General features: G+C 63.9%; 25 protein-coding genes. 16 read left to right on the forward strand and 9 right to left on the reverse strand.

Annotated elements, in window-relative coordinates:
- Nucleotides 1–594 precede the first annotated feature (594 nt).
- The 3 genes from ABB26_RS00375 (at nt 595) to ABB26_RS00385 (ending at nt 3,115) form a co-directional block, all read left to right on the forward strand.
- Nucleotides 595–1,536, forward strand: coding sequence for a hypothetical protein (locus ABB26_RS00375; protein ID WP_152982485.1), 942 nt, complete (start codon nt 595–597; stop codon nt 1,534–1,536).
- A gap of 301 nt (nt 1,537–1,837) precedes the next feature.
- Nucleotides 1,838–2,104 (forward strand): glutaredoxin family protein, encoded by a 267-nt coding sequence (locus ABB26_RS00380; RefSeq protein ID WP_057631593.1) that lies wholly within the window; start codon nt 1,838–1,840, stop codon nt 2,102–2,104.
- Between the two features lie 9 nt (nt 2,105–2,113).
- Nucleotides 2,114–3,115 carry a 2Fe-2S iron-sulfur cluster-binding protein gene (locus ABB26_RS00385; protein WP_057631646.1) on the forward strand — a complete coding sequence of 334 codons (1,002 nt, stop codon included), beginning with the start codon at nt 2,114–2,116 and terminating at the stop codon, nt 3,113–3,115.
- Nucleotides 3,116–3,131: 16 nt separating this feature from the next.
- Here the strand turns inward: ABB26_RS00385 and ABB26_RS19630 are convergent, their stop codons facing one another.
- The 7 genes from ABB26_RS19630 to cyoA all read right to left on the reverse strand — a co-directional run bounded on the left by ABB26_RS19630 (nt 3,132) and on the right by cyoA (nt 8,543).
- Nucleotides 3,132–3,329 carry a DUF596 domain-containing protein gene (locus ABB26_RS19630; protein ID WP_083490604.1) on the reverse strand — a complete coding sequence of 66 codons (198 nt, stop codon included), beginning with the start codon at nt 3,327–3,329 and terminating at the stop codon, nt 3,132–3,134.
- Nucleotides 3,330–3,749 carry an H-NS histone family protein gene (locus tag ABB26_RS00390; RefSeq protein ID WP_057631594.1) on the reverse strand — a complete coding sequence of 140 codons (420 nt, stop codon included), beginning with the start codon at nt 3,747–3,749 and terminating at the stop codon, nt 3,330–3,332.
- Nucleotides 3,750–3,923: 174 nt separating this feature from the next.
- Complete coding sequence (locus ABB26_RS00395; RefSeq protein WP_057631595.1) at nt 3,924–4,616, reverse strand: SCO family protein; 693 nt, start codon at nt 4,614–4,616, stop codon at nt 3,924–3,926.
- 78 nt (nt 4,617–4,694) lie between these two features.
- Nucleotides 4,695–5,027: a cytochrome o ubiquinol oxidase subunit IV gene (gene cyoD / locus ABB26_RS00400; RefSeq protein WP_057631596.1), complete on the reverse strand. Its 333-nt coding sequence runs from the start codon at nt 5,025–5,027 to the stop codon at nt 4,695–4,697.
- A gap of 2 nt (nt 5,028–5,029) precedes the next feature.
- Complete coding sequence (gene cyoC / locus ABB26_RS00405) at nt 5,030–5,650, reverse strand: cytochrome o ubiquinol oxidase subunit III (RefSeq protein WP_057631647.1); 621 nt, start codon at nt 5,648–5,650, stop codon at nt 5,030–5,032.
- A gap of 5 nt (nt 5,651–5,655) precedes the next feature.
- Nucleotides 5,656–7,638, reverse strand: coding sequence for a cytochrome o ubiquinol oxidase subunit I (cyoB, locus tag ABB26_RS00410; protein ID WP_057631648.1), 1,983 nt, complete (start codon nt 7,636–7,638; stop codon nt 5,656–5,658).
- A gap of 5 nt (nt 7,639–7,643) precedes the next feature.
- Nucleotides 7,644–8,543 carry a ubiquinol oxidase subunit II gene (cyoA, locus tag ABB26_RS00415; protein ID WP_057631597.1) on the reverse strand — a complete coding sequence of 300 codons (900 nt, stop codon included), beginning with the start codon at nt 8,541–8,543 and terminating at the stop codon, nt 7,644–7,646.
- Nucleotides 8,544–8,726: 183 nt separating this feature from the next.
- On the opposite strand from cyoA, the gene ABB26_RS00420 reads away from it, so the two are divergent.
- The 4 genes from ABB26_RS00420 (at nt 8,727) to ABB26_RS00435 (ending at nt 12,640) form a co-directional block, all read left to right on the forward strand.
- A complete protein-coding gene (locus ABB26_RS00420; protein WP_057631598.1) occupies nt 8,727–10,139 on the forward strand; it encodes an aminotransferase-like domain-containing protein in 1,413 nt (470 codons plus the stop codon).
- Nucleotides 10,140–10,214: 75 nt separating this feature from the next.
- Nucleotides 10,215–10,478 carry a hypothetical protein gene (locus tag ABB26_RS00425; protein WP_057631649.1) on the forward strand — a complete coding sequence of 88 codons (264 nt, stop codon included), beginning with the start codon at nt 10,215–10,217 and terminating at the stop codon, nt 10,476–10,478.
- 68 nt (nt 10,479–10,546) lie between these two features.
- Nucleotides 10,547–11,080 carry a DUF6436 domain-containing protein gene (locus ABB26_RS00430; RefSeq protein WP_245626102.1) on the forward strand — a complete coding sequence of 178 codons (534 nt, stop codon included), beginning with the start codon at nt 10,547–10,549 and terminating at the stop codon, nt 11,078–11,080.
- A 198-nt stretch (nt 11,081–11,278) separates the two neighbouring features.
- Nucleotides 11,279–12,640, forward strand: coding sequence for an aminotransferase-like domain-containing protein (locus tag ABB26_RS00435; RefSeq protein WP_057631599.1), 1,362 nt, complete (start codon nt 11,279–11,281; stop codon nt 12,638–12,640).
- Nucleotides 12,641–12,757: 117 nt separating this feature from the next.
- Here ABB26_RS00435 and ABB26_RS00440 read toward each other — a convergent pair whose 3' ends face one another.
- The gene (locus tag ABB26_RS00440; RefSeq protein WP_057631600.1) at nt 12,758–13,306 is read right to left on the reverse strand and encodes a cysteine hydrolase family protein; all 549 of its coding nucleotides are present in this window, start codon (nt 13,304–13,306) and stop codon (nt 12,758–12,760) included.
- 103 nt (nt 13,307–13,409) lie between these two features.
- Here ABB26_RS00440 and ABB26_RS00445 point away from each other — a divergent pair, with 103 nt between their 5' ends.
- From ABB26_RS00445 to ABB26_RS18795, 9 genes are all read left to right on the forward strand, one after another.
- Entirely contained in the window at nt 13,410–14,384 is a 975-nt protein-coding gene (locus ABB26_RS00445; RefSeq protein ID WP_057631601.1) for a GlxA family transcriptional regulator, read from the forward strand.
- 265 nt (nt 14,385–14,649) lie between these two features.
- Entirely contained in the window at nt 14,650–15,252 is a 603-nt protein-coding gene (locus ABB26_RS00450; RefSeq protein ID WP_057631602.1) for an RNA polymerase sigma factor, read from the forward strand.
- A complete protein-coding gene (locus ABB26_RS00455) occupies nt 15,236–16,195 on the forward strand; it encodes a FecR family protein (RefSeq protein ID WP_057631603.1) in 960 nt (319 codons plus the stop codon). The genes ABB26_RS00450 and ABB26_RS00455 overlap by 17 nt, the downstream gene beginning before the upstream one ends.
- A 160-nt stretch (nt 16,196–16,355) precedes the next feature.
- Nucleotides 16,356–19,550: a TonB-dependent receptor gene (locus ABB26_RS00460; RefSeq protein WP_057631604.1), complete on the forward strand. Its 3,195-nt coding sequence runs from the start codon at nt 16,356–16,358 to the stop codon at nt 19,548–19,550.
- A 74-nt stretch (nt 19,551–19,624) separates the two neighbouring features.
- A complete protein-coding gene (locus tag ABB26_RS00465) occupies nt 19,625–20,746 on the forward strand; it encodes an ABC transporter substrate-binding protein (protein ID WP_152982487.1) in 1,122 nt (373 codons plus the stop codon).
- The gene (locus ABB26_RS00470; protein WP_057631606.1) at nt 20,743–21,846 is read left to right on the forward strand and encodes an ABC transporter substrate-binding protein; all 1,104 of its coding nucleotides are present in this window, start codon (nt 20,743–20,745) and stop codon (nt 21,844–21,846) included. Before ABB26_RS00465 ends, ABB26_RS00470 begins: the two co-directional genes overlap by 4 nt.
- Nucleotides 21,847–22,451: 605 nt before the next feature.
- On the forward strand, nt 22,452–23,123 hold the full coding sequence (locus ABB26_RS00475; protein ID WP_057631607.1) for a class I SAM-dependent methyltransferase: 672 nt from the start codon (nt 22,452–22,454) through the stop codon (nt 23,121–23,123).
- Nucleotides 23,120–23,443, forward strand: a complete 324-nt coding sequence (locus ABB26_RS00480; RefSeq protein ID WP_057631608.1) for a YkgJ family cysteine cluster protein — start codon at nt 23,120–23,122, stop codon at nt 23,441–23,443. Before ABB26_RS00475 ends, ABB26_RS00480 begins: the two co-directional genes overlap by 4 nt.
- A gap of 9 nt (nt 23,444–23,452) precedes the next feature.
- Nucleotides 23,453–23,722, forward strand: a complete 270-nt coding sequence (locus ABB26_RS18795; RefSeq protein ID WP_152982488.1) for a hypothetical protein — start codon at nt 23,453–23,455, stop codon at nt 23,720–23,722.
- 136 nt (nt 23,723–23,858) lie between these two features.
- On the opposite strand, the gene ABB26_RS00485 is transcribed toward ABB26_RS18795, so the two are convergent.
- On the reverse strand, nt 23,859–25,424 hold the full coding sequence (locus ABB26_RS00485; protein WP_083490606.1) for an alpha/beta fold hydrolase: 1,566 nt from the start codon (nt 25,422–25,424) through the stop codon (nt 23,859–23,861).
- Nucleotides 25,425–25,569 lie beyond the last annotated feature (145 nt).

The raw sequence follows: 25,569 nt of genomic DNA on the forward strand, positions 1-25,569 counted from the left end.
GATTTGCAGTGAGCTGCAGGCCGTTGAAGCTGCGTCTGTTGTTCGCGCAAAAGCATGCAATAAAACGAGGCAGGCCTGGCCGTGCTTCCCCGTCTGGGTATGGGGAATGGCTGCGTTGCGGTTCTCATAAGCGCCTGCCTATACTCCGCCACCAGTATGAGTGGCTACCCGATCTTTGCATTGGGCCCGTCGCGCAATGCGGAAGGGGAGTTTGGGGCGAAGGGGGTAGGGGTGATCCTGTGCCTTGGTGGTGGCTCTTTAGTATTTGGTCCGCAGTAGCAATGAAACTGATTTTGATACGAGCCTTCCATGTGAGTTGCGCAGGTAGTCCGCTCTGGTGCCGGCTGCCAAGCACACTGAGCTGACAGCAGGATGCGCATCGCCCGAGACGTGTTTGGTGTGGTTAGTGCATTGCGAGCGAGTTCCATCCTTCTATAAGAAGGCAGGTTGAGGGATTGGTTGACTACTCGAAGTAGCCGATCACGAGGCTTGCAGAGCGGTGGCTTATGGGAACAGAGGAAAGAGGCTCTAGGTAGAAATCAGTACTTCGCAGGCTTTTATTGTTCCTGATGAAAGGCAATGGGGGAGGGACGGATGCACGCACTGATCGGAAAGTGGGCGTCGATCGTAGGGCTGGGAATTCTGCTGAATGGTTGCGCGGCCAATCTCAGGCGTGATCTTGTTGTTCCGAATCTAGCGCAGCCCGCTGCGCCGTTTGTGGTCGATGCGACGACGCAGGATGAAAAGCGCGCGTTTCTTGCGGCGGAAGGGAATATCTACAGCTGCTGGTATGGGATTCACCAGTTGTCGCAGAAGGAGTTCACGCCGCCCAAGGCGAAGATGTTTGAATCAATGCTGGCGGGAGCGGTTCCGGAGGTGGTTACACATCGTGTTGTGCTTGAACGTTTCGATGTTTTCCACAATGTTCAAGGAAACCTGTCGAGATCGGCCAGGACTGCCGCCAGCGCAGTGCTCTACATGAACCCGGCCAATTACATCGTCCGGGTCGATCCAAGTGAGAGTTTCTGGTTCGAGAGGGATCCATACGCTCGGCGAGGTGGTAGGGCGGTAGGTTGCATGGAAGGGGAAGATGGCAGCTACTTCGAAAGGGATGTGATTACTGGCCATGCGGTGATCGTTGTCTGGGTGAAGTTCCGTGTCGATGACGTTCCTTTCGCCTTCAAGAGCTACTACCAACACCAAGCGATAGATAAGGCATCGGTGGCCCAGGCCACCGATGTGGCGCTTAAGGAAACCATGCAAGGGGTGGCTGAAAAGCTGCGTGCGTATTGGTCAGGAATGCCAATGACGGAAGTCGCGGCCCTTCGGTCAACGCCGCCAACGGCAGCGCGAACAGCAACGACAGCTATCGGCTTGCGACCCGGCGTGAATACGACGCCCATTTCGCAGGACGCAGATCCGTCGCCCAGCGGTGCACAGTCCACTCCTCCTGCTCGCGTGCCGGAAAAGAGCGAAGCGTCGCAGTCGACAGAGGTTGCCAAGCCGTGGGCCGGCGGAAAATGGCGCGGGTGGTGAGGAAAAATGGGGCAGGAGCGCGATGAGTTGGCTCTTGCATCGGTCATGAAGTCCCCGAATGGAAGGCCGGCAGAAATGCCGGCCTTCTTCTATTCCGGAAGGCGAGAGGCTTGGCTTCGTACCAGGTGTCGATCTGTCGCGTCGATCTTCCACGTCCGGCTTCACTCGATGGGAACCGCCAGGCCCCTTGACCTTCCCATGGCGGCAATCTCTAGGCTCTGCCCAATGCAGATGTCGGCGGCGGTGGCCGCGCACTGCGCCAGCGCCCGACTGATTCCATGACCCGCCTGAGGAAGCCAGCATGACCCGTGCATCTCATCCCCACGTCATCGTCTATACGACGCCCACCTGCCCCGATTGTCGGATGTTGAAGGAGTGGTTCGCCAGGGAAGGCATCACTTATGAAGAACGCGACCTGACCGATCCGGCGGTCCGGGACGAGGCCAAGCAGCGTACCGGTGTACGCGTCGCGCCGATCACCTTGGTGGGCGAGCAGGTGTTCTACGGGACGTTCGCGTCGCAGAAGCCGGGCCTGACCGTGGCGCTCGGTTTGTCCCGTGCAGTCTGAGTGCGTGCCATGACGACGAATGTCGAGATACGCGGAACCGAGCACATCCTCGCCGTGCCGGCGGGCATGACCCTCCTCGAAGCCGCGCTCGCCGAAGGCATCGCCTATCCGCATGGTTGTCGCTCGGGCCGCTGTGGTGCGTGCAGGACGCGCCTTGTCAGTGGCGAAGTCGAGCGTCTCGAGCACAACCGCTTCGCGCTCTCGGACGAAGAGAAGGCGCAAGGGCTGATCCTTGCTTGCCGGGCGATTCCCATAACGGATGCGGTGATCACCTGGCTTGACCAAGAGCAGACGGCATCGCATCCGCACCGCCGTTTCAATTGCCATGTCACTGCAATCGAAGACGTCACGCACGACATCAAGCGCATCCAGCTCGTCAACGATGCGGGCGATCCGCTTGCCTTTACCGCAGGCCAATATGCGCGGCTGAAATTCCTGGGCGCCCCGGCCCGCGATTACTCCATGGCGAGCCGCTCCGGTGAGGGCGCGCTTGAGTTCCACATTCGCCGCGTACCCGGCGGTGCAGCAACTGAAAGCATTCATGCGCAACTTCAGCTCGGCGAGCCGGTGCTCGTCGAAGGCCCCTTCGGTTCCTCATACCTGCGTGAGCACCATGTGGGGCCGATGCTGTGCATCGCAGGCGGCTCGGGACTGGCGCCGATCAAGAGCATCGTCGAGACGGCAATCGCTGGCGGCATGAAGCAGCCGATCCACGTCTACTTCGGCGCACGCGCGGTGCGTGATCTTTATCTCGTGGAGCATTTCCAACAGCTAGCGCAGCAGCACTCAAACCTGACGTTCACGGTAGTCCTTTCAGAAGCCTCCGCAGACACATCCTGGCGGACCAGCATGGTCACCGACGCCGTCGCCGAAGACCTGCAGAATTTCGATGGCTGGAAAGCCTATGTCGCCGGACCGCCGTTGATGGTTGAAGCGGCGATGCATGTCACAAGTGCGTGCGGATTGCGGGTACAGGATCTGCATGCGGATGTGTTTTATACGGCAGGGTAGGAGCGGGGATAATCCGTCAGCTCCATATCTCATGCCCCTCTGGTGTATTCCAGGCAATTCCCGCAGGTGCATCGACCAGGAACCACTGACTCATATCTGATTCCAGCTCATCTCGGCTTGTGGGCCAGGCGCGTTGCAAGACATCGATCCGCTTGCGAGAGCGATACCCGAAAAAAAGCAACCAGACTCCCCGTCTGGTTGCTTTTTTTCCCACTCAACCCTGCTTGAACAACTTCCGCTTTCCCGTCAGCACTTTCTCTTTCGGGGTGAGCTTGGCGACGCCGGGTATCAGGAAGTCGGTCGGGTTGTGGCCGAAGCGCATTTTCGAGGCGAGCCAGAGCGGCATCTTTCCGCGGCCGGTCCAGGTGTTCCAGCGGTTTTCCGGGTCGCGGTATTTCGGCTTGACCTTGGGGCCTTTGCGGCGGCGGGAGGCCTTGGTCTTTGGTTGCGCCTGGTCTGCGTCCAGGCCGAAGACCTCATCGATCGTGTAGCCGGCGCGCTTGGCATCGGCGATCAGCTTGCGCCTGACTTTCTCGGCCGGGGGACGGCTGGTGAGGGCTTTATGCCGTTCCTGGGCGGTACGGATGAGAGTGTTGAGCTCTCGGAGATTCAGCGGGGTAAGGTCAATGCTCATGGCATTAGCCTCAGTTCCGAGGGGGCGAGTGTCAAGGTGGGCGAGAGGGTTTTGGGCTGGTGCTGCCGGCTGATGGACTGATTGCTGGGAGCTTCCCCTCACCCCAACCCCTCTCCCGGATACGGGAGAGGGGCTTCTGATTGTCGGGGCTTTGAGGGTTGCTCGGCGCAGGTCTCAGCTTGAAGCTTCCACGCTGCAGCCGGGCGGATTTCGCTGGCCCACCGGCAAAGTCGGTTCCAGCGTCAGGCGTTGGATGTCGGAGAACAACTGCTCCACCGGCATGCCGAACGGGGCAAACAAGCGCAGCCGGCCCTGGCGGTCGAAGACATAGCCGCCGGAGGTGTGGCTCATCGTGTAGGTGCCTGGCAGGGTGCCGTCTTCGCGGTCGTAGAAGGCCTTGAATGACGCTGCCATGGCGGCCAGTTGCTGATCATTGCCGACCAGGGCGGTGGCGGTGGGGTCGAAGGCTTTTACATACGTCTCGGCGACGGCCGGGGTGTCGCGCGCCGGGTCGACGGTGACGAAGACGACCTGCAGGTTGTCGGCGTCCGAGCCCATCAGGTGCTTCACGCGGTTCAACTCCACCATCGTGGTGGGGCAGACGTCGGGGCAGCTGGTGAAGCCGAAGAACAGGTAGGTCACCTTGCCGTTGAAATCGGCCGGCGTGCGGGCGACGCCGGTGCTGTCGGGCAGCGACCAGTGCTGGCCGAGGTCTTCGCAGGCGATGTCCTTGCCGTAGAAGTCCACGCGGGGTTTGGCCGCGCAGGCCACCAGCAGCAGGCTGGCGGCGGTGATCAACACGGTGGAGAGGCGGAGCTTGCGCGCCAGTGCGGCAAGGCCGGTGGTGGGGGAGTGATTACGGGACATGGCTTCAGTCGTGCGAAGGACGGCCAGCCGCGCTGCACGAAACGGGCCGGCAGTTGCCTGCCAGCCCGTGCGTGTGCGTCAGTTGACCATCATGTGGAAGTGCATGCTCCAGATGATCCAGATGGAGAGCGCGACCACGATGAAAAGAATGACCAGGGTGAAAACAAAACTGGCCAGGTTCCAGCCGCCCTCCGAGGAGCGGTTCATGTGCAGGAAGTACACCAGCTGCACGATGATCTGCACGACGGCAAAGCCGACCAGCAGGAACAGCGTCAGTGGCCGCGACAGTACAGGGTTCATCACCAGCATGAAGGGGATGACGGTGAGCACCGCGCAGATCACGAAGCCGATCAGGTAGGAGCGGGTCGAGCCATGTCCACCACCGGCGCGGGACGTATCGATATCGGACATGGTCAGAACACTCCAATCAGATAGACAAAGGTGAAGACGCAGATCCAGACCAGATCCAGGAAGTGCCAGAACAGGCTCAGGCAGGAAATGCGGGTGACGTTGGTCGGCGTGAGGCCGCGGCGATGCACCTGGTGCATCACCACCGCCATCCAGATCAGGCCGCTGGCCACGTGCAGGCCGTGCGTGCCCACCAGCGCGAAGAACGCCGACAGGTACGCGCTGGTGGTCGGGCCGGCGCCGATGTGGAGCAGGTGGTTGAACTCATACAGCTCCATGCCGATGAAGCCGGCACCGAGTGCGAAGGTGACGCCCAGCCATGCCAGCACCGCCTGCTTGTTCTGCCGGTGCATCGCCAGCACGGCCTGGCCGTAGGTGATGCTGGAGAACAGCAGCAGGAACGTTTCGGTCATCACGAACGGCAGCGAGAACAGCTCCGCCCCGGTAGGGCCACCCGCGTAGGCATTGCTGAGCACTGCATACGAGGCGAACAGCGAGCCGAACAGCACCAGGTCGGACATGAGGTACACCCACATGCCGAAGACCTTCATGCCGCCCTGTTCGTGCCCATGGTCGTCATGGGCGTGGTCGGCCACCTGCTCGGTGGTGACCACGGTGTTGGACATCAGATTCATGCGATCACCCTGTGCTGCTTGAGCTTGCTCTGGTGTTGTTTCTCGATCTTTGCCACTTCATCGGCGCTGACGTAGTAGTCCACGTCTTCGTCGTAGGAGCGCACGATCAAGGTGACGATCATCGCCACGAAGCTGGCGCCGGCCAGCCACCAGATGTGCCAGATCAAGGCGAAGCACAACGCCAGGATCCAGATGTTGAGGATCAGCGGCACACCGGTGTTGCGCGGCATGTGGATCGGCGCGTAGTGCTTGGGCGGCGGTGGCAGGCCTTGCTTCTTGGCCTCATGGAACGCATCCAGCTGGTCTGCCTTCGGCACCACGGCGAAGTTGTAGAACGGCGGCGGCGACGGCGTTGCCCACTCCAGCGTACGTGCGTTCCAAGGGTCGCCGGTGACGTCCAGGTTCTTCTTGCGGTCGCGCACGCTGACGTAGATCTGCACCAGCATCAGCACGATGCCTGCGAGCACGAACAGTGCGCCCACGAATGCGGCGATCAGGTATGGCGTCCACGCCGGGTTGTCGTACTGGTTCATGCGTCGGGTCATGCCCATGAAGCCGAGCATGTACAGCGGCATGAAGGCCAGGTAGAAACCAATCACCCAGCAGGCGAAGGACCACTTGCCAAGACGCTCGTTGAGGGTGAAACCGAACACCTTCGGGAACCAGTAGACGAAGCCGGCCAGGTAGCCGAACAGCGCGCCACCGATGATGGTGTTGTGGAAGTGGGCAACCAGGAACAGGCTGTTGTGCAGCAGGAAGTCCGCCCCCGGAATGGCCAGCAGCACGCCGGTCATGCCGCCGATGGTGAAGGTCACCAGGAAGGCGATGGTCCACAGCATCGGCACGCTGAACTCCACGCGACCGCCGTACATGGTGAACAGCCAGGTGAAGATTTTCACGCCAGTCGGAATCGCGATGATCATCGTCATGATGCCGAAGAAGGCATTGACGCTGGCGCCGGAACCCATGGTGAAGAAGTGGTGCAGCCACACCACGAACGACAGGATGCCGATGGCCAATGTCGCACCGACCATCGACTTGTAGCCGAACAGCTTCTTGCGCGAGAACGTCGCGGTGATCTCGGAGAAGATGCCGAATGCCGGCAAGACCAGGATGTACACCTCCGGGTGGCCCCAGGCCCACACCAGGTTGACGTACATCATCGGGTTGCCACCCAGGTCATTGGTGTAGAAGTTGAAGTCCAGGTAACGGTCCAGTGTCAATGCACCGAGTGCGACGGTCAGGATTGGGAAGGCGGCGATGATGATCACGCTGGTGACCAGTACGGTCCAGGTGAACACCGGCATCTTCATCAGCGTCATGCCCGGCGCACGCATGCGCAGGATGGTGATGAACAGGTTGACGCCGGTCAGCAGCGTGCCGACACCGGAGGCCTGTAGCGCCCAGATGTAGTAATCAACGCCAACTCCCGGACTGAACTCGATGCCGGACAACGGCGGATACGCCACCCAACCGGTCATCGCGAACTCGCCAAGACCCAGCGAGATCATCATCAGCGCAGCGCCGACCACGAAGATCCAGAAGCTGAAGGCATTGAGGAACGGGAACGCCATGTCGCGCGCGCCGATCTGCAGCGGCACGATGATGTTCATCAGGCCCACCACGAACGGGGTGGCCACGAAGAAGATCATGATCACGCCGTGCGCGGTGAAGATCTGGTCGTAGTGCTCGGGTGGCAGGAAGCCATCACTGCCCGGGCCGGCGGCCGCCAGCTGCGCACGCATCATCAGTGCGTCGGCAAAGCCGCGCACCAGCATCACCAGTGCGACGACGACATACATGATGCCGATTTTCTTGTGGTCCACCGTGGTGAACCAGTCGCGCCAGAGCACGCCCCACAGTTTGAAATAGGTGACCGCGGCGAGCAGTGCGATGCCGCCGAGCACCATGCCCGCCAATGTCACCACGACGATCGGGTCGTGCAACGGCACGGCGTCCCACGTCAACTTACCGAACATGCTCATTACTCCTGGGAGGCCTTGGTTTCTACGTTGTGGCCCGACGTGGCCGCGGTGTTCTCACCCACGCCGATGAACTGGTCGATGACCTTCTTGAACAGCAGCGGTTCGACCGTGGCGAAGTGGCGCACCGGTTCCTTGCGGGTAGGCACGGCCAACCGCTTGAACTCGTCGAAGCTCAGCTGCTCGGGCGAGGAGCGCACTTCGGCAACCCACGTGTCGAACTGTTCATTGGTCATCGCGGTGGCGATGAATTTCATGTTGGAGAAGCCGTGGCCGCTGTAATTGCCCGACATGCCGTCGAACTTGCCCGGCTCGTTGGCGACCAGGTGCAGCTGCGTGCGCATGCCGGCCATCGCGTAGATCTGCCCACCCAGCTGCGGGATGAAGAAGGTATTCATCGTCGAGTTGGAGGTGATGTCGAACGCCAGCTGTTGTCCGGCCGGGAAGTTGAGCTGGTTGACCGTGGCGATGCCCAGGTCGGGGTAGACGAACACCCACTTCCAGTCGGTGGCGATGACTTCCACATGCAGCGGCTCGCCGGGGATATCCAGCGGCTTGTACGGGTCAAGCTCGTGCGTGGATTTCCACACGATCACCGCCAGGATGGCGACGATGATCAACGGCACGCCCCAGACCACGATTTCCACCTTGTTCGAGTGCGCCCACTCGGGGATGTACTTGGCCTTGGTGTTGCCGGCGCGGTACTTCCAGGCAAACACGAAGGTCAGCACGATGGCCGGTATCACCACGATCATCATCAGCGCGACGCAGATGATGATCAGGTCGCGCTGGGCAATGCCCACGTCGCCCTTGGAGTCCAGCAGTACCCAGTTGCAGCCAGCCAATCCCACGCATGCCAAAGCGGCCAGCGCTGGGCGGATGCGTTTCCAGCAGATATTCATTGAAGGTCAACCCTGTTGAAGGAGCTGCTGACCGGGGACTGCCAGCGCCCGATACATGGGCGGGGAGCGGCTACACTGTCCGTACGGCGGCACCTACAAAAGGATTGCCGATCCAGTCAAGCCCATACAAGATACAGCATTGTATGGGTTGATGCACGTACAACGCATGGAAGGATTTCCCTGATGCAGCAACCTGCCGCTGGCCGACGCCTGAAAAAGCCCAACCGGACCTGGGTCCGTCCCTTCACCGAGGGCACCGGCCCGCTGTACCTGCAGATTGCCCAGCAGGTGCGCGAGGCCGTGGACGATGGCGTGCTGCAGCCCGGCGACCGGCTGCCGCCGCAGCGCGACCTGGCCCAGCTGATGGGCGTGGACCTGACCACCGTCACCCGTGCCTATGCCGAGCTGCGCCAGTCCGACCTGCTCGACGCGCAGGGCGCGGGCGGCACCTTCATCGCCATGTCGGCCGGCAACAGCGCCACTTCGGTGGACCTGAGCATGAACATCCCGCCGCTGCTGGGCAGCAGCCCGTTCGCGCAGAGCATGGAGCGGGGCTTCCAGCAACTCAGTCAGCAGCTGGGGCAGGGCGAATTGATGAGTTATCACGTCGGCGCCGGCTCGCGCGATGACCGGGCTGCCGCCGTGCAGTGGCTGGCGCCGATCCTGGGCACGGTGTCGGCCGAGCGGGTGGTGATCTGCCCCGGCGCGCAGGCCGCGCTATGCGCCATCCTGCTGGCCAAGACCCAACCGGGCGACGTGATTGCCGCCGAGCAGCTCACCTATCCGGGCCTGCTGGCCGCCGCGCGCGTGCTGCAGCGGGGCATCGCGCCCATCGCCATGGACCATGAGGGCATGCTGCCGGAGGCGCTGGAAGAAGCCTGCCAGCTGCGCAAGCTCAGCCTGATCTATCTGATCCCGACCATCCAGAACCCGACCACGGCAACCATGTCGCAGGCCCGTCGGGCGGCCATCCTGGCCATTGCCCGGCGCCACGGCGTGGCCGTGGTCGAGGACGACCCGTACTGGCTGTTGGCCGCCGATGCCGCGCCGCCGCTGGCCGTGGAATCGCGCCCGGAAGCGCCCGTCTACTACGTCTCGACCCTGTCCAAGTGCCTGGCCCCGGGCCTGCGCACCGCCTATCTGGTGATCCCGCCGGGCGAGCCGATGGAGCCGCTGCTCGATGCGCTGCGCTCGATCGCGCTGATGCCGACCCAGTCGATGGTGGCGGTGGCCTCGCATTGGATCCGCAGCGGCCAGGCCGATGAGATGGTCCGCCGCTTCCAGCAGGAGTTGCGCCAGCGCCAGCAGATCGCCGCCCGCATCCTGCCGGCGCCGTACCAGGCGCACCCGACCGGCCTGCACGTCTGGCTGCCGCTGCCGGCGCGGCTGGACCAGTACCGGCTGATCCAGTCGGCGCAGGCGCAGGGGCTGGGTATCGCCAGCTCCGAGGCCTTCAGCATCGAGGAGCAGGCCGGCAACGCCATCCGCCTGTCGCTGGGCGGAGCGGTGGACCAGCACAGCCTGGCGTCCGCGCTGACCAAGCTCACCGAAGTAATCTCCGCAGCACCTGAGACGCGAACCAACGTCATCGTCTAGCCGCACCCCGTTTCCCGACGAGATCCATACAAAAATGATACATTGCAAATCTTGTATGGATTTGTGGGTGTCGGTGTGCGTCGGGAAAAGCTGAGGTTTCATCTGGTCATGCTGGGCTGCGGGGGCTTCATCGTCCTGGCGCTGGCCTCGCTGGTGTATGTCTGCTCCCGGCCACAGACGGCCAGCGTGCAGGCCAGCGAGCAGGCGGCCATCGAACAGTGCCTGCAACGCAGCCGCGCGCCGGAGCGCACCGAGATCCATCGGCGTGCCCAGGCTGATTCGTGCCGCGAGATGCGCAAGCAGTACGTGCACAAGTTCGGCCCGGACGCGGCCACGTGAGTGCGGCGGGCGGCGCGCCACCGCGCCGGCGCTGGATGCGGCTATGGATCGCGGCGGCGTGTGTGTTCATGGCCGCCATCGCAGTGGCGGTATGGCAGTACTTCGGCTTCAGTGAGCAGGCCAGTTTTGCCGAACAGGCCATCGTGTTCGACGACACCCAGCTCAAGCTGCCGGCCGAACTGGCCGGTGCGAACGGTCGCATCCGCGTCGTGCATTTCTGGGACCCGGCCTGCAAGGTCTGCAACCGCGAAACCGGTGCGCACCTGAGTTACCTGATCACGATGTATCGCCGCGCCGGCATCGATTTCTATGCCGTGCAAAAACCGGGTACGCAGGGTGAACTGCCGGACTACCTGCAAGGCCGCCTGAAGGAGCTGCCGACGATACAGGGCGCCGAGCAGATTCCCGCCAGCCCTGCCGTGGCGATCTGGGACCGCGAAGGTCATCTCGCCTACGCCGGTCCGTACAGCATCGGCATGGTGTGCAACTCGGCCAACAGTTTCGTCGAACCCATCCTCGACAGACTTGTCGATGGGAAAACAGTGCGGCCGCGCGGGCTGCTGGCGGTCGGCTGCTATTGCCCCTGGCAAAGCAAGCACTGATCCCGATGCCATGACCGTGCATGTACGCCATCGCGCGTTGATCTGTCGTCCGCGCGTGAAAAACAGCGGGCACCCACTCCAACCGACCGATGGTTGTGAGCAGGCGCCCGCCGTTGATGCAAACGATAGTGCCCGACATCTTCCCTACATGGCGCGACAGTTTGTCGCAGCCCTCCACGATCGACGCGAAGGTGCGCAGTGAGCTGGATAGACAACGCACTGGCCAGCAACGGCCCGATCTACCTGCGCATCGTCAACAGCATCGAGCGCACCATGAACACCGGCGAGCTGGTGCCCGGCCATCGGCTGCCGTCGCAGCGTGCCCTGGCCAAGCAGCTCGGCATCGACCTCACCACGGTGACGCGTGCATTCGATGAAGCGCGCAGGCGCGGATTGATCGAAGCGCGCGGCCCGCAAGGCAGTTTCATCGCCCCGCCGAAAGCGGCATTCGGCCAACCGGTGGACCTGAGCATGAACGTGCCACCGGTGCCCGATGCCACCGCATTGAATGACATGCTGCGACGTGGCGCCGCCGCGGTGCTTGCACGCAGCAATGCGCTCAACCTGATGACCTACCACCTCAGTGGCGGCAGCCCCACCGATCGCCATGCGGCCACCTGCTGGCTGCAGCCGATGCTTGGCAACGTCAACGAAACACGATTGGTGGTGGCCGAGGGTGCACAGTTCGCGTTGGCGTCCATCCTCATCAGCCAGACGCATGAAGGCGACACCGTCCTGTGTGATCACCTGGTGTATCCGGGCCTGCTGCAGGTAACCCGCTCGCTGGGGCGTCGCCTGGTGCCGGTGGCGGGAGACGAGCAGGGGATGCGCCCGGATGAACTTGAGCGCCTTTCCCGCGAAAGTGGCGCAAGGGTGGTCTACCTCAATCCCACCTGCAACAACCCGACCGCACTGACCGTTCCGCTGCAACGCCGTGCCGAACTCGCACGTGCGCTGCAGCGTTGCGAACTGCTCGGCATCGAGGACGATCCATACTGGCATCACGATCCCGGCAAGCCCACGCCCATCGCCGCACTCGCACCGGACCACATCTACTACGTGTCCACGTTGTCCAAGGCGATCAGCCCCGGCCTGCGTACGGCGTTCGTGCAATGCCCGTCGGCGCGCCATGCGGAAGACCTCGCCGCTGCGCTGCGCTCCATCTGCCTGATGGGCCACCCGCTGGTGATGGCCCTGGTCAGCCAACTGCTGCTGGATGGTTCGGCCCACGCACTGCTCAAGCAGGTGCTGGCCGAAGCCAGCGAACGCACCGCATTGGCCGAACACCTGCTGGCGCCCTCGTTGAGGGCGAGGGCGACCGGCCTGCATGCCTGGTGCAACGTGCCCGAACCGTGGACCGATGCCACCTTCGTGCATGCCGCGCAGCTGCAAGGTCTGGCGATATCACCGTCATCGGCGTTCGGCCCTGGCGGTTCGCTGCAGCAGCGCGGCTTTCGTTTGTCGCTGGGCCTGGCAAGCAGCCGTCGACAACTGGAAAGCGCCCTGCGGCGGATCAACCAGCTGATCATCTCGCCCGAGGGGCCGGTGATTCAGCGCTGAAGGCAGCAACGAAGCAGTGCTCATGAGGTTCGATCTCGCACTCATCGGCGCGTCCAGGGAGCGCAGCAAGGCAACGCGCCGGCACCTCATCCGCACACCGAGGTTACCGCTGGATGGTCACGGGGCCAGGTACGCCTGTGTTGAAGTCACCGTGGCGTAACCAAACGCGAAGGCCGCCATCATTGCCGCATGCACCTGTGCCGCCGGTACGGTGACGCCGTTGAACTCAAGATCCAGCGTGGCGCAGGCATCGTGCAGCACAGTGACCGTGTAACCCATGTCGGCCGCAGCGCGTACGCCGGCATCCACGCACATGTGGCTCATCGCGCCGATGATGACGACTTCCTTGATGCCACGTGATTCCAGCTGCTGCTTGAGATCGGTGTCGCGGAATGCGTTGACGAAGTTCTTGACGATCACCGGCTCACCGCTGGCCGGCATGACGGCTGACTGGATGGCAACCGCATCGGTCCCCGGCTTGAAGATCGGTGCTTCGCTGCTGGTCGATTCGTGGCGGACATGCAGCACGGGGATGTCGTTGACACGTGCGTGATCGATGACGGTGACCGCATTGGCGACGGTTGCCGCGATGCCGGTCAGCGGCAACTTGCCGGTGGGCAGGTACTCGTTCTGCAGGTCGATGACGAGGACGGCGCGATGGTTCATGGGAGCTCCCGGATTGAAGGAAAGAAAACGTGGGAGAATTTTCCGTCGCCGGCTCCGTGCGGCGAAGTGGCGCTACCGACATTCTTGAGGGCTGTACCGACAGATGCGCAATCACGGCTACGTTGAGATCGGCATCCTGCTGTACCCCGGCGCACAACTGGCAGCAGTGCTTGGGCTCACTGATCTGCTGGCGCTGTCAGGCAGGATCGCCAACGACCGTGCGGAACCTGTGCCACCCGCGCTGCATGTGACGCATTGGCATATCGCTGCCCCGGGCCAGCCGCCCTCAGCGGGCCACGCATCGCATCCGGGCGCCGTTGACGCGCTGGATGTCCTCATACTGCCGCCCAGTCTGGAAGCGCCCATTTCCGCCGAGGCTGCAGCGCCGTATCTGGATTGGCTGCGGTCACTGCACGATGGCGGCACCACGCTGGCGTCGGTATGCGCGGGTGCCTATCTGCTGGGCGAAACCGGGCGCGTGGCCGGGCGCACCATCACCACCAACTGGGCCTTCACCGACAGCTTCGCTACCCGCTTTCCCGAGGTACTGCTGGATACCGACCAGCTCGTCATTGATGCCGGGGACGTTCTCACGGCCGGCGGCGCGATGGCCTGGATCGACCTGGGCCTGCGGCTGGTGGAACGCTACCTGGGCACGGCGGTGATGCTGGATACCGCACGCACGCTGCTGGTTGATCCGCTGGGCCGGCAGCAGCGGTACTACAGCAGCTTCGCGCCGCGCATCTCGCATGGCGATGCAGCGGTACTGGCGGTGCAGAACTGGCTGCACGACACCCATGCCCGGGAGACCGCTTCACCCGATCTCGCGCGTCGGGCCGGCATGGAAGAACGCACCTTTCTGCGGCGCTTCCAGAAAGCCACCGGCATGACCGCGACCGAGTACTGCCAGCGCGTGCGGGTGGCCCGTGCCCGCGAGCTGCTGCAGTCCACCCGGCTGCCGCTGGAGCGCATTGCCTGGGACGTGGGCTACAGCGACCGGGGTTCTTTCCATAAAGTGTTCAGCCGCATCGTCGGACTGACACCGGGTGAGTACCGGCGGCGATTCAACGCCGGGTGAGGGTGGGGGCGGCATGAACGTCTGAATCATTCAGCTGAACCGTGTTCCGCAGCGCTCCACCGCGAGCCCTTGGGGCGGGCGGGGCAAGCCATCCTTCGGCTGTCAGGATGCCGGGAGCGGGCAGGGCGCCTTTCGCCCCTCCATACTGGGGCCGTTGCAGGGAGTGGCGGAAGCGATCTGCTCGTGCATCCCCTTTGCAGATTCTTGGACTCCGGGGAGCGACCGCCATGAGGGGACAGCTGCGTGAAACCGCGGTGCACCGCCCATGAAGGATTTTGGACCGACGTTCATCGCGCGGGAGCGCGCCGCATGGCTGGTCCAGCATGTACTGCCGCATGAGCGCGTGCTGCGTGGCTGGCTGATCAACACCTTCCGCGACCAGGTCGATGTCGATGATGTCATCCAGGAATGCTACGCGCTGATGATGTCGATGGACGACGTCAGCCATATCAAGGACGTTCGCAGCTACCTGCTGACAGCCGTGCGTTCAGTGGTGCTGCAGGGGCTGCGCAGGGCCAAGGTGGTGCATATCGAAAGCGTCGGCGAGATCGGCAGGCTGGACATCGCAAGCGAGATGCCCTCGCCCGAGTCACACGCCTCCGGGATACAGGAACTACGCCATCTGGAGCGTTGCGTCGGGCAACTGCCCGAGCGCTGCCGAGAGGTGTTCCTCATGCGCAAGATGAATGGACTCAGCCAGCGCCAGATCTCCGAGAACCTCGGCATCAGTGAAAACACTGTGGAAAAACACATGGTCAAGGCACTCAAGTACCTGGGGCTGGCATTGGCCGCAGGTGAGTGGGCGGTAAGCGGTAGCGGGAAGCGCCGCATGAATGCAAAGGAGGCAATCCGTGAAAAACAAGATTGATGCAACCGCCGCCGAATGGGTGGCTCGCGAAGATGCCGGCCCGTTGTCGAGCGAACAGTCCGCGGCATTGGCCGCGTGGCTGGCGGCCGACAGCCGGCACCTGGGCGCATACGGACGCATGCACGCGATCATGATGCGCACCGATCGCATCTATCGTGGTGCATCGGTGGATGCCGATGAGAATCAGCGCGCCGAAGGCGCACGTGGGCGCGCCTGGGGGATGCGTCTGTTGGCGATGGCCGCGTCGCTCACCCTGGTGGCCGGCGTGGCGTGGTTCGCCATGGAGCGGCAGGCCGGCGTGCATGCCACGCGGGTCGGCGAAGTGGCGCACGTGTCATTGGAGGACGGGTCGGAGATCACCCTCAACACCGATTCCCGCGTGCGCGTGCGTTACGAGCAGGGGCGTCGCGGTATCGAACTGCTGCGTGGCGAAGCGATGTTCGACGTGGCCAAGGATCCGCAGCGGCCGTTTGTGGTCAATGCCGGTGGCACTCAGGTGATTGCGGTGGGTACCAGCTTCACCGTCAAGCGATCCTCCGCGCAGGTGGATGTGCTGGTCCGTGAGGGCATCGTCCAGGTGCAGGAGCAGAAGCAGGAACTGCGGCTGCTGCGTGGAGACAAAGTACGGCTCGCCACGCGTGCTGCACCGGTCCTCAGGAGGGTGGATGACGCCGAGGTGCGCCGTGAACTGGCGTGGCGCAACGGCATGATCGCCTTCAGTGGCCAGACCCTGCAGGAAGTGACGCAGGAGTTCGCGCGCTACAACCGGTTGCGCATTCGCCTGGCCGACCCGGGGATCGCCGACCTGGAAGTGGTGGGGATGTTCTCGGCCACCGATCCGATTGGTTTCTCGCGCGCCGCTGCGCAGAGCATGCAATTGGACATGGCATTGGGTGACGACGAAATCGTTCTGCGCGCGAGGGCAACGAAAAAAAATCAATGACACGGTGGCGGAACGGACTTTCTGTTGCATCTCCCTTCCAAGCTCGTGTCATCGCGTTGTCATCGCAACGTGTTGGGGAGCTTGAACGGTCGCACTTCATCCTTCCCATACATCGTGCCCATGCCGCTTCCGGCGGCATGGGCTGCCAGCAAGGTGAGTCATGAACCATCGGAAAAACAAGCTGTTCAACGCCGTTTCCTTCGCTCTGGTTTCAACCGCCGCGATCTCCGTGTTCGGTGTGAGCGCGCAGCAGGTGCAGTTCGATATCCCCGCCGACGCAGCGGTCAAGTCACTTCCGGAATTCGCACGACAGGCCAACATCCAGATCGTCGCCCCGGGCAAGGAGTTGAAGGGCATCAACACCGCCCGGTTGTCGGGCACGCAGGATGCGCGTGCCGCGTTGCAGGTGCTGCTGGCGAACACCGGCCTGAAGATTGTCCGTGATGACGGCAGTGTCATTACCTTGGGCAACAAGGATGCCGAAGACGACGAAGATCCCGAGCCGGTGCCGCAGGGCAACCCGCAGACACAGGCGGATCCTGCCGCGAGCGCACCGGTCGCCACTGCCGACGGCAGTGGCGCACGCACACTCGATGCGGTGCAGGTCACCGGCTCGCGCATCATGCGCACCGTCGATGTTGAAACCGTACAGCCGGTGGAAACCATCTCCCGCGAAGACGTGGACCGCTCGGGTCTGCGCTCGGTCGGCGACCTGCTCCAGTCCTCCCCCGCAGCAGGTGCACCGGCGGCCAGTCGTACCCGCGTGCAGTCGGACAGCGAGGAAGCCGGCGGCACCTATGTCGATCTGCGCAACATCGGCGCACAACGCACGCTGATCCTGGTCAACGGACAACGCCTCGGAACCACCACCGGCGGCTATGCCGACGTATCGTTGATCCCCTCGGCCTCGGTCGAGCGTGTGGAGATCCTCAAGGATGGCGCGTCGGCCATCTACGGTTCCGATGCGATCGCCGGTGTGGTCAACATCATCACGCGCCGTGGCTTCGACGGGGGGCTGGCCAATGTCTATTGGGGCCAGTACTCCGAGGGCGACGGAGGCAACGCGTCGTTTGATCTGTCCTGGGGCATGAAGCGTGACCGTGGCTGGCTCAGCGGCACCCTGCAGTACACCGATGAGGATCCGGTCTGGGCGTCGGACCGCCCCTACAGCGCATACCCGAGCACCACGCGGCATCCGACCACCGGTCTGTCGGCGATCAACCAGAACGGCACGCTGATCGATCCGTTGCTCGGTCAGATGACGGTCAACGCGGGCGCCGATCCGCGCAACATCGCCAACTACCATCGCTCTGGGGTGCCCGATTACAGCAACGTCAGCGAGCAGCAGACGCTGAAGACGGGCATGGAACGAAAGTCCGCGTTCATTGATGGCGGTTTCGAGTTCAACGACCGTCTGCTGCTGCGCGGCAGCGCGCTGTACAGCGTGCGCGACACGTTCCGCAATATTCCCGGTTATCCCTACCGTTCCTCGGTGTGGGGTGCGATGAATGCACCGCTGTCCATCGACAGCTACTACAACCCGCTGGGTAACCAGAGCGGTGTGGCCAACCCGCGTGCGGTGCACTACCAGCGCCGCACCTGGGAAGTGCCGCGCTCGGGCAACAACAAGGTCGCCACGTTCCGCGCGAACATGCTGCTGGAAGGCAACTTCGACTGGGCCGGTCGGACCATGTACTGGGATGCTGGTTATCTGTTCAATCGCCTGCGCACCGACAAAAGCGGTACCGGCGACCTCAACCTGCGCAACGTGCAGGCCGCCTCGGGCCCGTCGTACTACAACACTGCCACTGGCCGGGTGGAATGCGGCAGTGCCGCCGCACCCATCGCCTACGGCAGCGGTGCTGGCCAGTGCGCACCATGGAATCCGCTGGCGCCTTACGGCAGCGGACTACCAGGCACGCTGGATGACCCCACCTTGCGCGCCTTCCTGGTGCCGGACAACCTCGACCGCGGCGATACCCAGACCCGCAGCCTGACTGCCAACTTGAGCGGCTCGCTGTTCGCGCTGCCGGCCGGCGACCTGGCCTTCGCGGTGGGCGCGGAGTCACGCAACGAACGCGGCACTTTCACGCCCAGCCTGCAGAAGCAGCGTGGCGAGACCACCAATACGCGCAAGCTGCCCACCAGCGGCGACTACCGTGCCAACGAGCTGTACGCCGAGTTCAACATCCCGCTGCTGCAGGATAAGCCGTTCGCACGCACGCTCAGTATTGATCTGGCGACCCGCTACTCCGACTACGACGTGTTCGGCAGCACCACCAACTCCAAGGTCGGCCTGGAATGGCGTCCGAATGACGAGCTGCTGGTGCGTGCCAACTGGGGGGAAGGCTTCCGCGCACCGACCATCAACGATCTGTTCGGCGGCGAACAGGACTTTTTCCCCGCCTACACCGATCCCTGCGACAGCCGCTTCGGCGTGGCCCGCGCGTCGGCTGCCTGCCTCGGTGACGTGCCGGCCGGCTATCGCCAGGTGGCCTCCGGAGGCGTGCCCGCCGGCAGCCCGAACGTGCAGTCCAACCTGGCCTTCATCTCCGGCTCCAACCCGAACACCAAACCGGAGAGTTCCACCACCACGACGGTCGGTTTCGTCTACAGCCCGCAGTGGGCCGAAGGCCTGGGCATCACCCTGGACTGGTGGAAGATCGACATACAGGACGCGATCGTGCAGAACACGCCGACCGACATCCTCAACGACTGCTACGTGCGTGGCATCGGCACGGCTTGCTCGGCGTTCACGCGTGATGCGGCCACCGGCGAGATCACCTCGTTGAACTACGCCTTCACCAACGCCGGCTGGCTGAAAACCTCCGGCTACGACCTGGGCGTGCGCTACAACCTGCCGGCCACGGCGCTGGGTGACATCAAGCTGGAGTGGAACAGCAGCTACACCAGCTACCGCAACATCAAGGCCAACGATCTGGCCGAAACTCCGGTGAACCACAGCACCGGCTTCGGCGCGAACTTCCGCCTGCGTTCCAACGTCACCGCCGACTGGTCGCGTGGCATGTTCGGCCTGATGTGGCGTGTGCGCTACTTCTCGGGCATCAAGGAGCCGTGCGCGTTCGACCTGACCGGTGGCCCGGAGTGCGACAAGCCGGACTTCGTCTCGCCCTATACCGGGCGCCAGCCGCTGCGCACGGTCGGTGCGACGGTGTTCAACGACGTGCAGCTGCGCATGAATCTGCCGTGGGACGGCACCGTGATGCTGGGTGCCAACAACGTGTTCGGCAAGGTGGGCCCCACGCTGTACTCGCGTCCGAACAGCGATTTCTCGTACTACGGTGGCTTCGACCTGGGGCGCTTGATCTACATGCAGTACCAGCAGAAGTTCTGATCCCCCGCGGCGGGGGCAGTCTGCCCCCGTCCGCCTGCGCGCAACGTACGTCCATGCAATGACGGAGCAATTCAGTGGATAGATCCAGACGTGATTTCTGTGCCGCGCTGGGAACGGCGGCGATCCTGTCTTCCTCGATGGGAACGGTGGTCAGCGCCCACGCCGCCGACGGCAGCACCAACGCGGCCGACGCTACGCCGCAGCGCGGTCAGCGGCTGAAGGTGCGGTTGTTATTGAACTCGGCGCTTTCCGGCCCGCATGCATTCTTCTGTCTCGCGCAGGAGCGTGGGTACTTCGCCGATGCCGGGCTGGACGTGGAGTTCGCCGCCGGTGACGGTGCCGCCTCGGTAGTGCCGCGCATCCCGCAGGAAGGCTTTGATGGTGGCTACGGGGACCTGTGTGCGCTGATCAAGCTGGCGGGATTGCGCCCGGACAATTGCCCGGTAGCGGTGCACGTGGCGTTCAACCAGACGCCACTGACCGTGGGCGTGCGGCGGGTGGGGCCCATCCGCACGCCGAAGGACCTGGAAGGCCGCGTGATCGGCGGGCATCCGATCGACGCGGCCATCGAAGCCTTCCCGGCTTATGCGATGGCGGGCGGTATCGACGCCTCGCGTGTCTCGATCCTGCGTTCCACCACCAGCATGACCACGCTGGCCGAGGATGTGCTCAACGGGCATGCCGATGGTGTCTTCGGCTTCGTGCACACGATCATCGCCGCGTTGGCGGCCAAGGATATCGATGGCCGCGCCGGCCTGCGCTTCCTGGAATACCGCGACCTCGTCCCCGACCTGTACGGCAACGCGTTGATGCTGACCCCGGCTTTCCTGCGTCAGCACCCGGATGCGGCGCGAGCACTGGTGGCAGCGGTCAATCGCGGCATCGTCGAGACGCTGGCCGACCCGCAGGCCGCGCTGGAGGCCACCCGCAAGATGGCGCCCAAGTTCGCCCAGCACGTTGACGGCCCACGCCTGATGGGCACGCTCAACGTCGAGATGGCGCATCCGGAAGCGCAACGGATCGGCATCGGCGACATTGACGACGGGCGCCTGCAGCGTTCGATCCAGATGCTGGCAACGTCGTGTCATCTTCCCCGTACGCCGAAGCCGGAAGAAATCTTCACCCGCGCCTACCTGCCGCCACTTGCCGAGCGTGCCCGTCCGCGCGCGCAGGCCGGCAACGGAGACCATGCATGAAACTGGCAATCACTTCCCTTGCCCTGGCGGCACTGGTAGCACTCGGTGGCTGCGGCCGCAGCGACACCCTGGCAGCGCCCGTCGCACAGACACCGGCCGGGCCCGAGGCCGCGCCGCACAAGCTGCGCTTCCTGCTCAACTCCGGGTTCTCCGGCGCCAACGCCTGGTTCCTGGTTGCGCAGGAACGTGGCTACTTCCGTGAGGAAGGCATCGAGATCGAGTTCGTCCCCGGGCGTGGCGCTTTCACCGCGGCCGGGCGCATGGTGGAAGAGCACTTCGACGTCGGCTACGGTGATATCCAGGCCACCTACGAGCAGGCCGCCAAGCTGCCGGGCAACGCGCCGGTGGGTGTCTACATGGTCATGGACCGGTCGCCTTCGGTGATCATCCTGCCGGCCAGCTCACCGGTGACGACGGCGCCGCAACTGGCCGGCAAGACCATCACCGGGCATGGCACCGATGTGGCCTTGAACACCTTCGAGCAATACGCCTTCAGGACCGGCCTGGATCCCACGTCGGTCAAGATCGTCGCCAACGACGGCAACTGGAAGGTACTGATCGGGTTGCTCGACGAACACAGGTCCGATGCGCTGTTCGGGTATCTGTCCACCAGCAGCGCCGCCATCCACACCGCCGGTGGCAAGGTCGATGAACGGCTGCGGTTCCTGAAGTTCCGCGACGCTGTCCCCGAGCTGTATGGCAGCGCGTTGATGGTCTCGCCGACCTTGTTGCGCGAGCAACCGGAAGTCGCACGCGGGTTGGTGCGGGCGGTGAACCGCGGCGTCATGGAAACGCTCTGTGAACCGAAGGCCGCCATCGATCTGCTGGTCGCACGCGACCCGAAACAGGACGCCGGCGTTGAGCTCGGTCGCCTGATGGATACCGTGGAGGATATGGGCGGCGCGGAGTGGATCGTCAAACACGGCGTGGGCGACATCGATCCGGAACGCATGCGTGCGGGAATTCAGCTGACCCACGCGCAGCGCAAGCTCTCCCGCCTTCCGTCGCTTGATGAGGTTTTCGACGCGGCATTGCTGCCTGACATCGGCGAGCGCACCCCCTGTGCACAGGAGGCGGGTGCCTACCAGGCCGGAATATGATCCGCTGCCTCGGAATCGACCTGGCTGCTGCCGCGCGAACCTGATTCCTCGTGGTTGCAGGGCGATTGCACCAACGCTTCTGCAGGACGGCCGGTTGCGAGACGCCGTCAAAGGGATATCGATCACCGAAGGAGTGGTGGCAGGTGGCGATATCTCGATGGACCCGTTGCTCCCGGGGTATCCGGATCCCAGGAGCACGATGATCCTTGTGCATATGTGGCGAACAGTTCGCAGGAGGATTGGGCCCCTGGCGTGACTGCACATGCATCGAAAGACCGAAGCGGGCATCCGGCGGATGCCCGCTTCGGGTTGGACGCCCGCGCAGCAACAGGCCGGCTTGCAGACCATGGCCCGGTGCTCGCCTGCGGATCAACCGCCTCGTTCGTCGAAAGGACGCTTGGGGCGTTCAGCACGGTGATCCGGGCAGAGGCCGGCGGGTCGGCCCGCCAGATGTGAAGGTCGGCATGCGCGTAGTGTTAGGATGAACCAACAGGCGTCAGTCTGTTTCGCGCGCTCTGCGCAGCTGCCTTGATAGTTGCCCACTCCGCTCCCTTTCATGCGTCAACCGCCCTGATACACGGGTGGTCGCTCGACGGGAGTGCGCCATGCCCGGTTATTCGACACGCAACGAGAAGGTCACCATTGGTGGTCGGCTTTACCTGTTGCGCATCCTCAGCGACAAGCAGCAGTTCAGTGATCCGGATGGTCACGGGGCACGGCTCGGGATTTCTTCGGCGCAATGGAGCCTGTTCGGCCAGCTGTGGCCATCAGGTCGCCTATTGGCCCAGGCCATGTGCCGCTTCGACATTGAAGGCAAGCGCATACTCGAACTGGGTTGTGGCATTGGCCTGGCCAGCCTTGTGCTGCTGCAGCGAGGTGGCGATGTTGTCGCTTCCGACATCCATCCGCTTGCCGAGCCATTTCTCGCCTACAACGCCGCACTGAACGCGTTGCCCGCAGTGCACTACCGGCATATGCGCTGGGATCGCGAGCTGCCCTCGCTGGGCACCTTCGATCTGATCATTGCCAGCGACGTTCTTTACGAGCAAGGCCACGCGGCGTTGATGGCCGATGTCATACGGCGCCATGCGAAACCCCGGACCGAGGTGGTGATCACCGACCCTGGCCGGGGCAACAGCGCACGTTTCAGCCGGATGCTGGGCCTGCAGGGGTTTGACTTCAAATCGACCCGGTGCCGGATGAACGATACGGACGTGGAACCCTTTCGCGGACAGTTGTTGCATTACTCACGCGTCGCGCCGGCGGTGGTGGCATGAACCGCATGGAGCGTGAGAAGAAGGCCAACATCACCTGCACCAGCTGCGATGCACTTTGCTGCCAATTGACCGTGGTGTTGGAAGCAAGGGACGCAGTGCCGGCGCACCTGACAACGCGATTGGCAGGCGGCCTGCATGTCATGGCAAAGGATGAAGATGGCTGGTGCGTGGCCTTGGACGGGCAGCAGATGAACTGCCGCATTTACGACAGCAGACCCATCGTCTGCAGATCTTTCGTCATGGGCGGTGCCTATTGCAGGGCCGAACGCGATGAACACGCACGGCAGGGCGATCGCACCATCGCGCTGCAACTTACCTGAGGAACAATCATGGCCACACCACCGCGCAAGACCGGCTTGGCTCCGGCGGGAAAGACACCCTCGATCTCCGGTTCCCACCTTCAACAACGCAACTTGAGCCGCGAGCGTATGGCCGAAGACATGGCCGCTTTCAGCAGTGCCGGCGGGCAGATCGAGGTGCTTGGCAACACGCCGTTCCGCATCAAGTCGAGCCCCGAAAAGCCTGCGGCTGTCAGTGGCAAGGCGCAGGCTGCGGGTGAGAACCAAGCGGACAAGCCACGGTCGCACAAGCGCCAGTGATGGCATGAGGTGATCCACCGGCCGGCGATGCGCATGCTCCAACCGCTCGGTCTGTTCCTGCGACGCAACGCGCCGCCCGGTGGCGGGCGGCGCGTTGCGGATTACCTGTGACCAAACCACCCGCATGCATCAGTGGTTACAGCTGGGCCTTGCTGGTGATGAATACCGGCAGCGGTACATCCAGCGCTTCATCGGTGACCGTGCGGCCGGCGAGGAAGCTGGCGATGTTGTCGGCGATGGCGGGATTGCCAATCCACATTTCGTTGTCATGGCTGGCGCCGCGCACCACCAGCTGCTGGCCCTTGCTGAAGCCCGGCAGCAGCGCCTGCGCATTGGCCTGCGGGGTGCGGCCATCGAGCGTTCCGCTGACGAAGAGCACCGGCACGTCGCTGCGTAGTGGCCCGCGGAATGCCTCACCCAGGTCGACCAGGCCGAGGCCGTCGGCGAGCTCCGGGAACGGGAAGTTCAGTGCGTCGCCGAGCAGGCTTTGGCGTGCCTGTGCGTTGGCCAGGGCACGGCGTTGCGGGCTCTGACCGGACGCCACATCCATCGCCAGCGGCATGGCGCGGAAGCCGCCGAGTTCCTTGCGCATCATCAGTGCGACGCCACCCAGCAGGCTGTAGTCACCCGCTTCGGCTTCACGCAGCGCCAGTGGCAACATGCGCTGGAAACCGCGCCGGCCAAGCATGATCGCTATCGCGATCTGTGCGTCGTACTCGCCGATGGTCACCTTTCTGCCATCGTGCATGGGACTGCTGGCTTGGGCGGGCTGCCGGCGCAGTGCTTCCAGAACGCGCCGGGCCGATCCCTGCAGATCATCGAAGCCATCCTTGCGGGCGACGACCGCCAGGTCCGCCAACAGGGCGTCGGCGGCCAACGGCAACTTGATCGTATCGTCCGGGCCCTCGCTGCCCATCAGCACCACACGCTCCAGGCTCGGTCCATGCCGGCGGACCGTGGCCAGCGCCAGGTGCGTGCCATAGCTCATGCCCCACAGGCTGAGGCGCGGCAGGCCCATCGCGCGGCGCAGGTACTCGATGTCGTCGGCACTTTCCGCGGTGGTGTAGGCGGCCAGATCGACACCGGCCTTTCGCCATTCGGCGATGCAGCTGGCGGCGGTTGCGCGCAGAGCCACCAGCGCGGCATCCCGCTGCAGCGGTTGCGCATCGTCGAAAGCATGCGCGTGCGAGCATTCCGGCGGCATCTGCGAAAAGTCGGTGCCGCGCTGATCGAGCAGCAGCACGTCGGTCTCGCGACGGACCCGGTCGAACACCGGCCAGCGCGGCCCGAGCGCCGTGCCGAAACCGGAACCGCCGGGGCCGCCGGCCAGGTACACCACCGGTGCCGCGCGGCCGTCTCCGCCGGTGGCAGGCAGGCGCACCACCCGCAGGCGGATGCGCGGTCCATCCGGTTCACTGTGCCGGCGCGGCACTTCCAGGAAAGCCTCCTCGGTCGCGATCGTGCCGTTGCCCTTGGTCTCCATGGCGTAGGGTGAGAACACCAGCGGTGCCGGTGCATCGCCCGCCAGTGCCGGTAATGCGCACGCCAGTGCAAGACACATCACCGCCAGCTTGCCGGCCAGGGGAAACCGCCGGGCCAGATGCGTGGCAGGCGCGATGGATGCATCGCCGCACTGCCGGGATGCGGTGGACGCTGCCGACAGCGAGTGCGGGTTGAAAACGGAAAGGGATTTGCGGGACATGGCGGACTCCGGGTGGGAGGGATGCGAATGTGGGTTGGGCCCAGGCGACCGGGGAGGACGCGGGGCAGCTTCGCCACGGGAGTCAGCATCACCTCCGCCACGCTGATCGCGTTGCGTCCGTCCGCCGAACGTCTCCAAACGGCCG

It is taken from the genome of Stenotrophomonas humi (genome assembly GCF_001431415.1).
GTDB lineage: Bacteria > Pseudomonadota > Gammaproteobacteria > Xanthomonadales > Xanthomonadaceae > Stenotrophomonas > Stenotrophomonas humi.

What these genes read in the sequence shown, in the direction of transcription:
- ABB26_RS00460 (WP_057631604.1), top strand. Translation starts at nt 16,356, where the DNA reads ATGAACCATCGGAAAAACAAGCTGTTCAACGCCGTTTCCTTCGCTCTG.
- ABB26_RS00450 (WP_057631602.1), top strand. Translation starts at nt 14,650, where the DNA reads ATGAAGGATTTTGGACCGACGTTCATCGCGCGGGAGCGCGCCGCATGG.
- ABB26_RS00395 (WP_057631595.1), bottom strand. Translation starts at nt 4,616, where the DNA reads ATGTCCCGTAATCACTCCCCCACCACCGGCCTTGCCGCACTGGCGCGC.
- ABB26_RS00375 (WP_152982485.1), top strand. Translation starts at nt 595, where the DNA reads ATGCACGCACTGATCGGAAAGTGGGCGTCGATCGTAGGGCTGGGAATT.
- cyoC (WP_057631647.1), bottom strand. Translation starts at nt 5,650, where the DNA reads ATGTCCAACACCGTGGTCACCACCGAGCAGGTGGCCGACCACGCCCAT.
- ABB26_RS00380 (WP_057631593.1), top strand. Translation starts at nt 1,838, where the DNA reads ATGACCCGTGCATCTCATCCCCACGTCATCGTCTATACGACGCCCACC.
- ABB26_RS00480 (WP_057631608.1), top strand. Translation starts at nt 23,120, where the DNA reads ATGAACCGCATGGAGCGTGAGAAGAAGGCCAACATCACCTGCACCAGC.
- ABB26_RS00485 (WP_083490606.1), bottom strand. Translation starts at nt 25,424, where the DNA reads ATGTCCCGCAAATCCCTTTCCGTTTTCAACCCGCACTCGCTGTCGGCA.
- ABB26_RS00430 (WP_245626102.1), top strand. Translation starts at nt 10,547, where the DNA reads ATGGCCGCCATCGCAGTGGCGGTATGGCAGTACTTCGGCTTCAGTGAG.
- ABB26_RS00440 (WP_057631600.1), bottom strand. Translation starts at nt 13,306, where the DNA reads ATGAACCATCGCGCCGTCCTCGTCATCGACCTGCAGAACGAGTACCTG.
- ABB26_RS00390 (WP_057631594.1), bottom strand. Translation starts at nt 3,749, where the DNA reads ATGAGCATTGACCTTACCCCGCTGAATCTCCGAGAGCTCAACACTCTC.
- cyoB (WP_057631648.1), bottom strand. Translation starts at nt 7,638, where the DNA reads ATGTTCGGTAAGTTGACGTGGGACGCCGTGCCGTTGCACGACCCGATC.
- ABB26_RS00475 (WP_057631607.1), top strand. Translation starts at nt 22,452, where the DNA reads ATGCCCGGTTATTCGACACGCAACGAGAAGGTCACCATTGGTGGTCGG.
- cyoA (WP_057631597.1), bottom strand. Translation starts at nt 8,543, where the DNA reads ATGAATATCTGCTGGAAACGCATCCGCCCAGCGCTGGCCGCTTTGGCA.
- ABB26_RS00385 (WP_057631646.1), top strand. Translation starts at nt 2,114, where the DNA reads ATGACGACGAATGTCGAGATACGCGGAACCGAGCACATCCTCGCCGTG.
- ABB26_RS18795 (WP_152982488.1), top strand. Translation starts at nt 23,453, where the DNA reads ATGGCCACACCACCGCGCAAGACCGGCTTGGCTCCGGCGGGAAAGACA.
- ABB26_RS00470 (WP_057631606.1), top strand. Translation starts at nt 20,743, where the DNA reads ATGAAACTGGCAATCACTTCCCTTGCCCTGGCGGCACTGGTAGCACTC.
- ABB26_RS00445 (WP_057631601.1), top strand. Translation starts at nt 13,410, where the DNA reads ATGCGCAATCACGGCTACGTTGAGATCGGCATCCTGCTGTACCCCGGC.
- ABB26_RS00420 (WP_057631598.1), top strand. Translation starts at nt 8,727, where the DNA reads ATGCAGCAACCTGCCGCTGGCCGACGCCTGAAAAAGCCCAACCGGACC.
- cyoD (WP_057631596.1), bottom strand. Translation starts at nt 5,027, where the DNA reads ATGTCCGATATCGATACGTCCCGCGCCGGTGGTGGACATGGCTCGACC.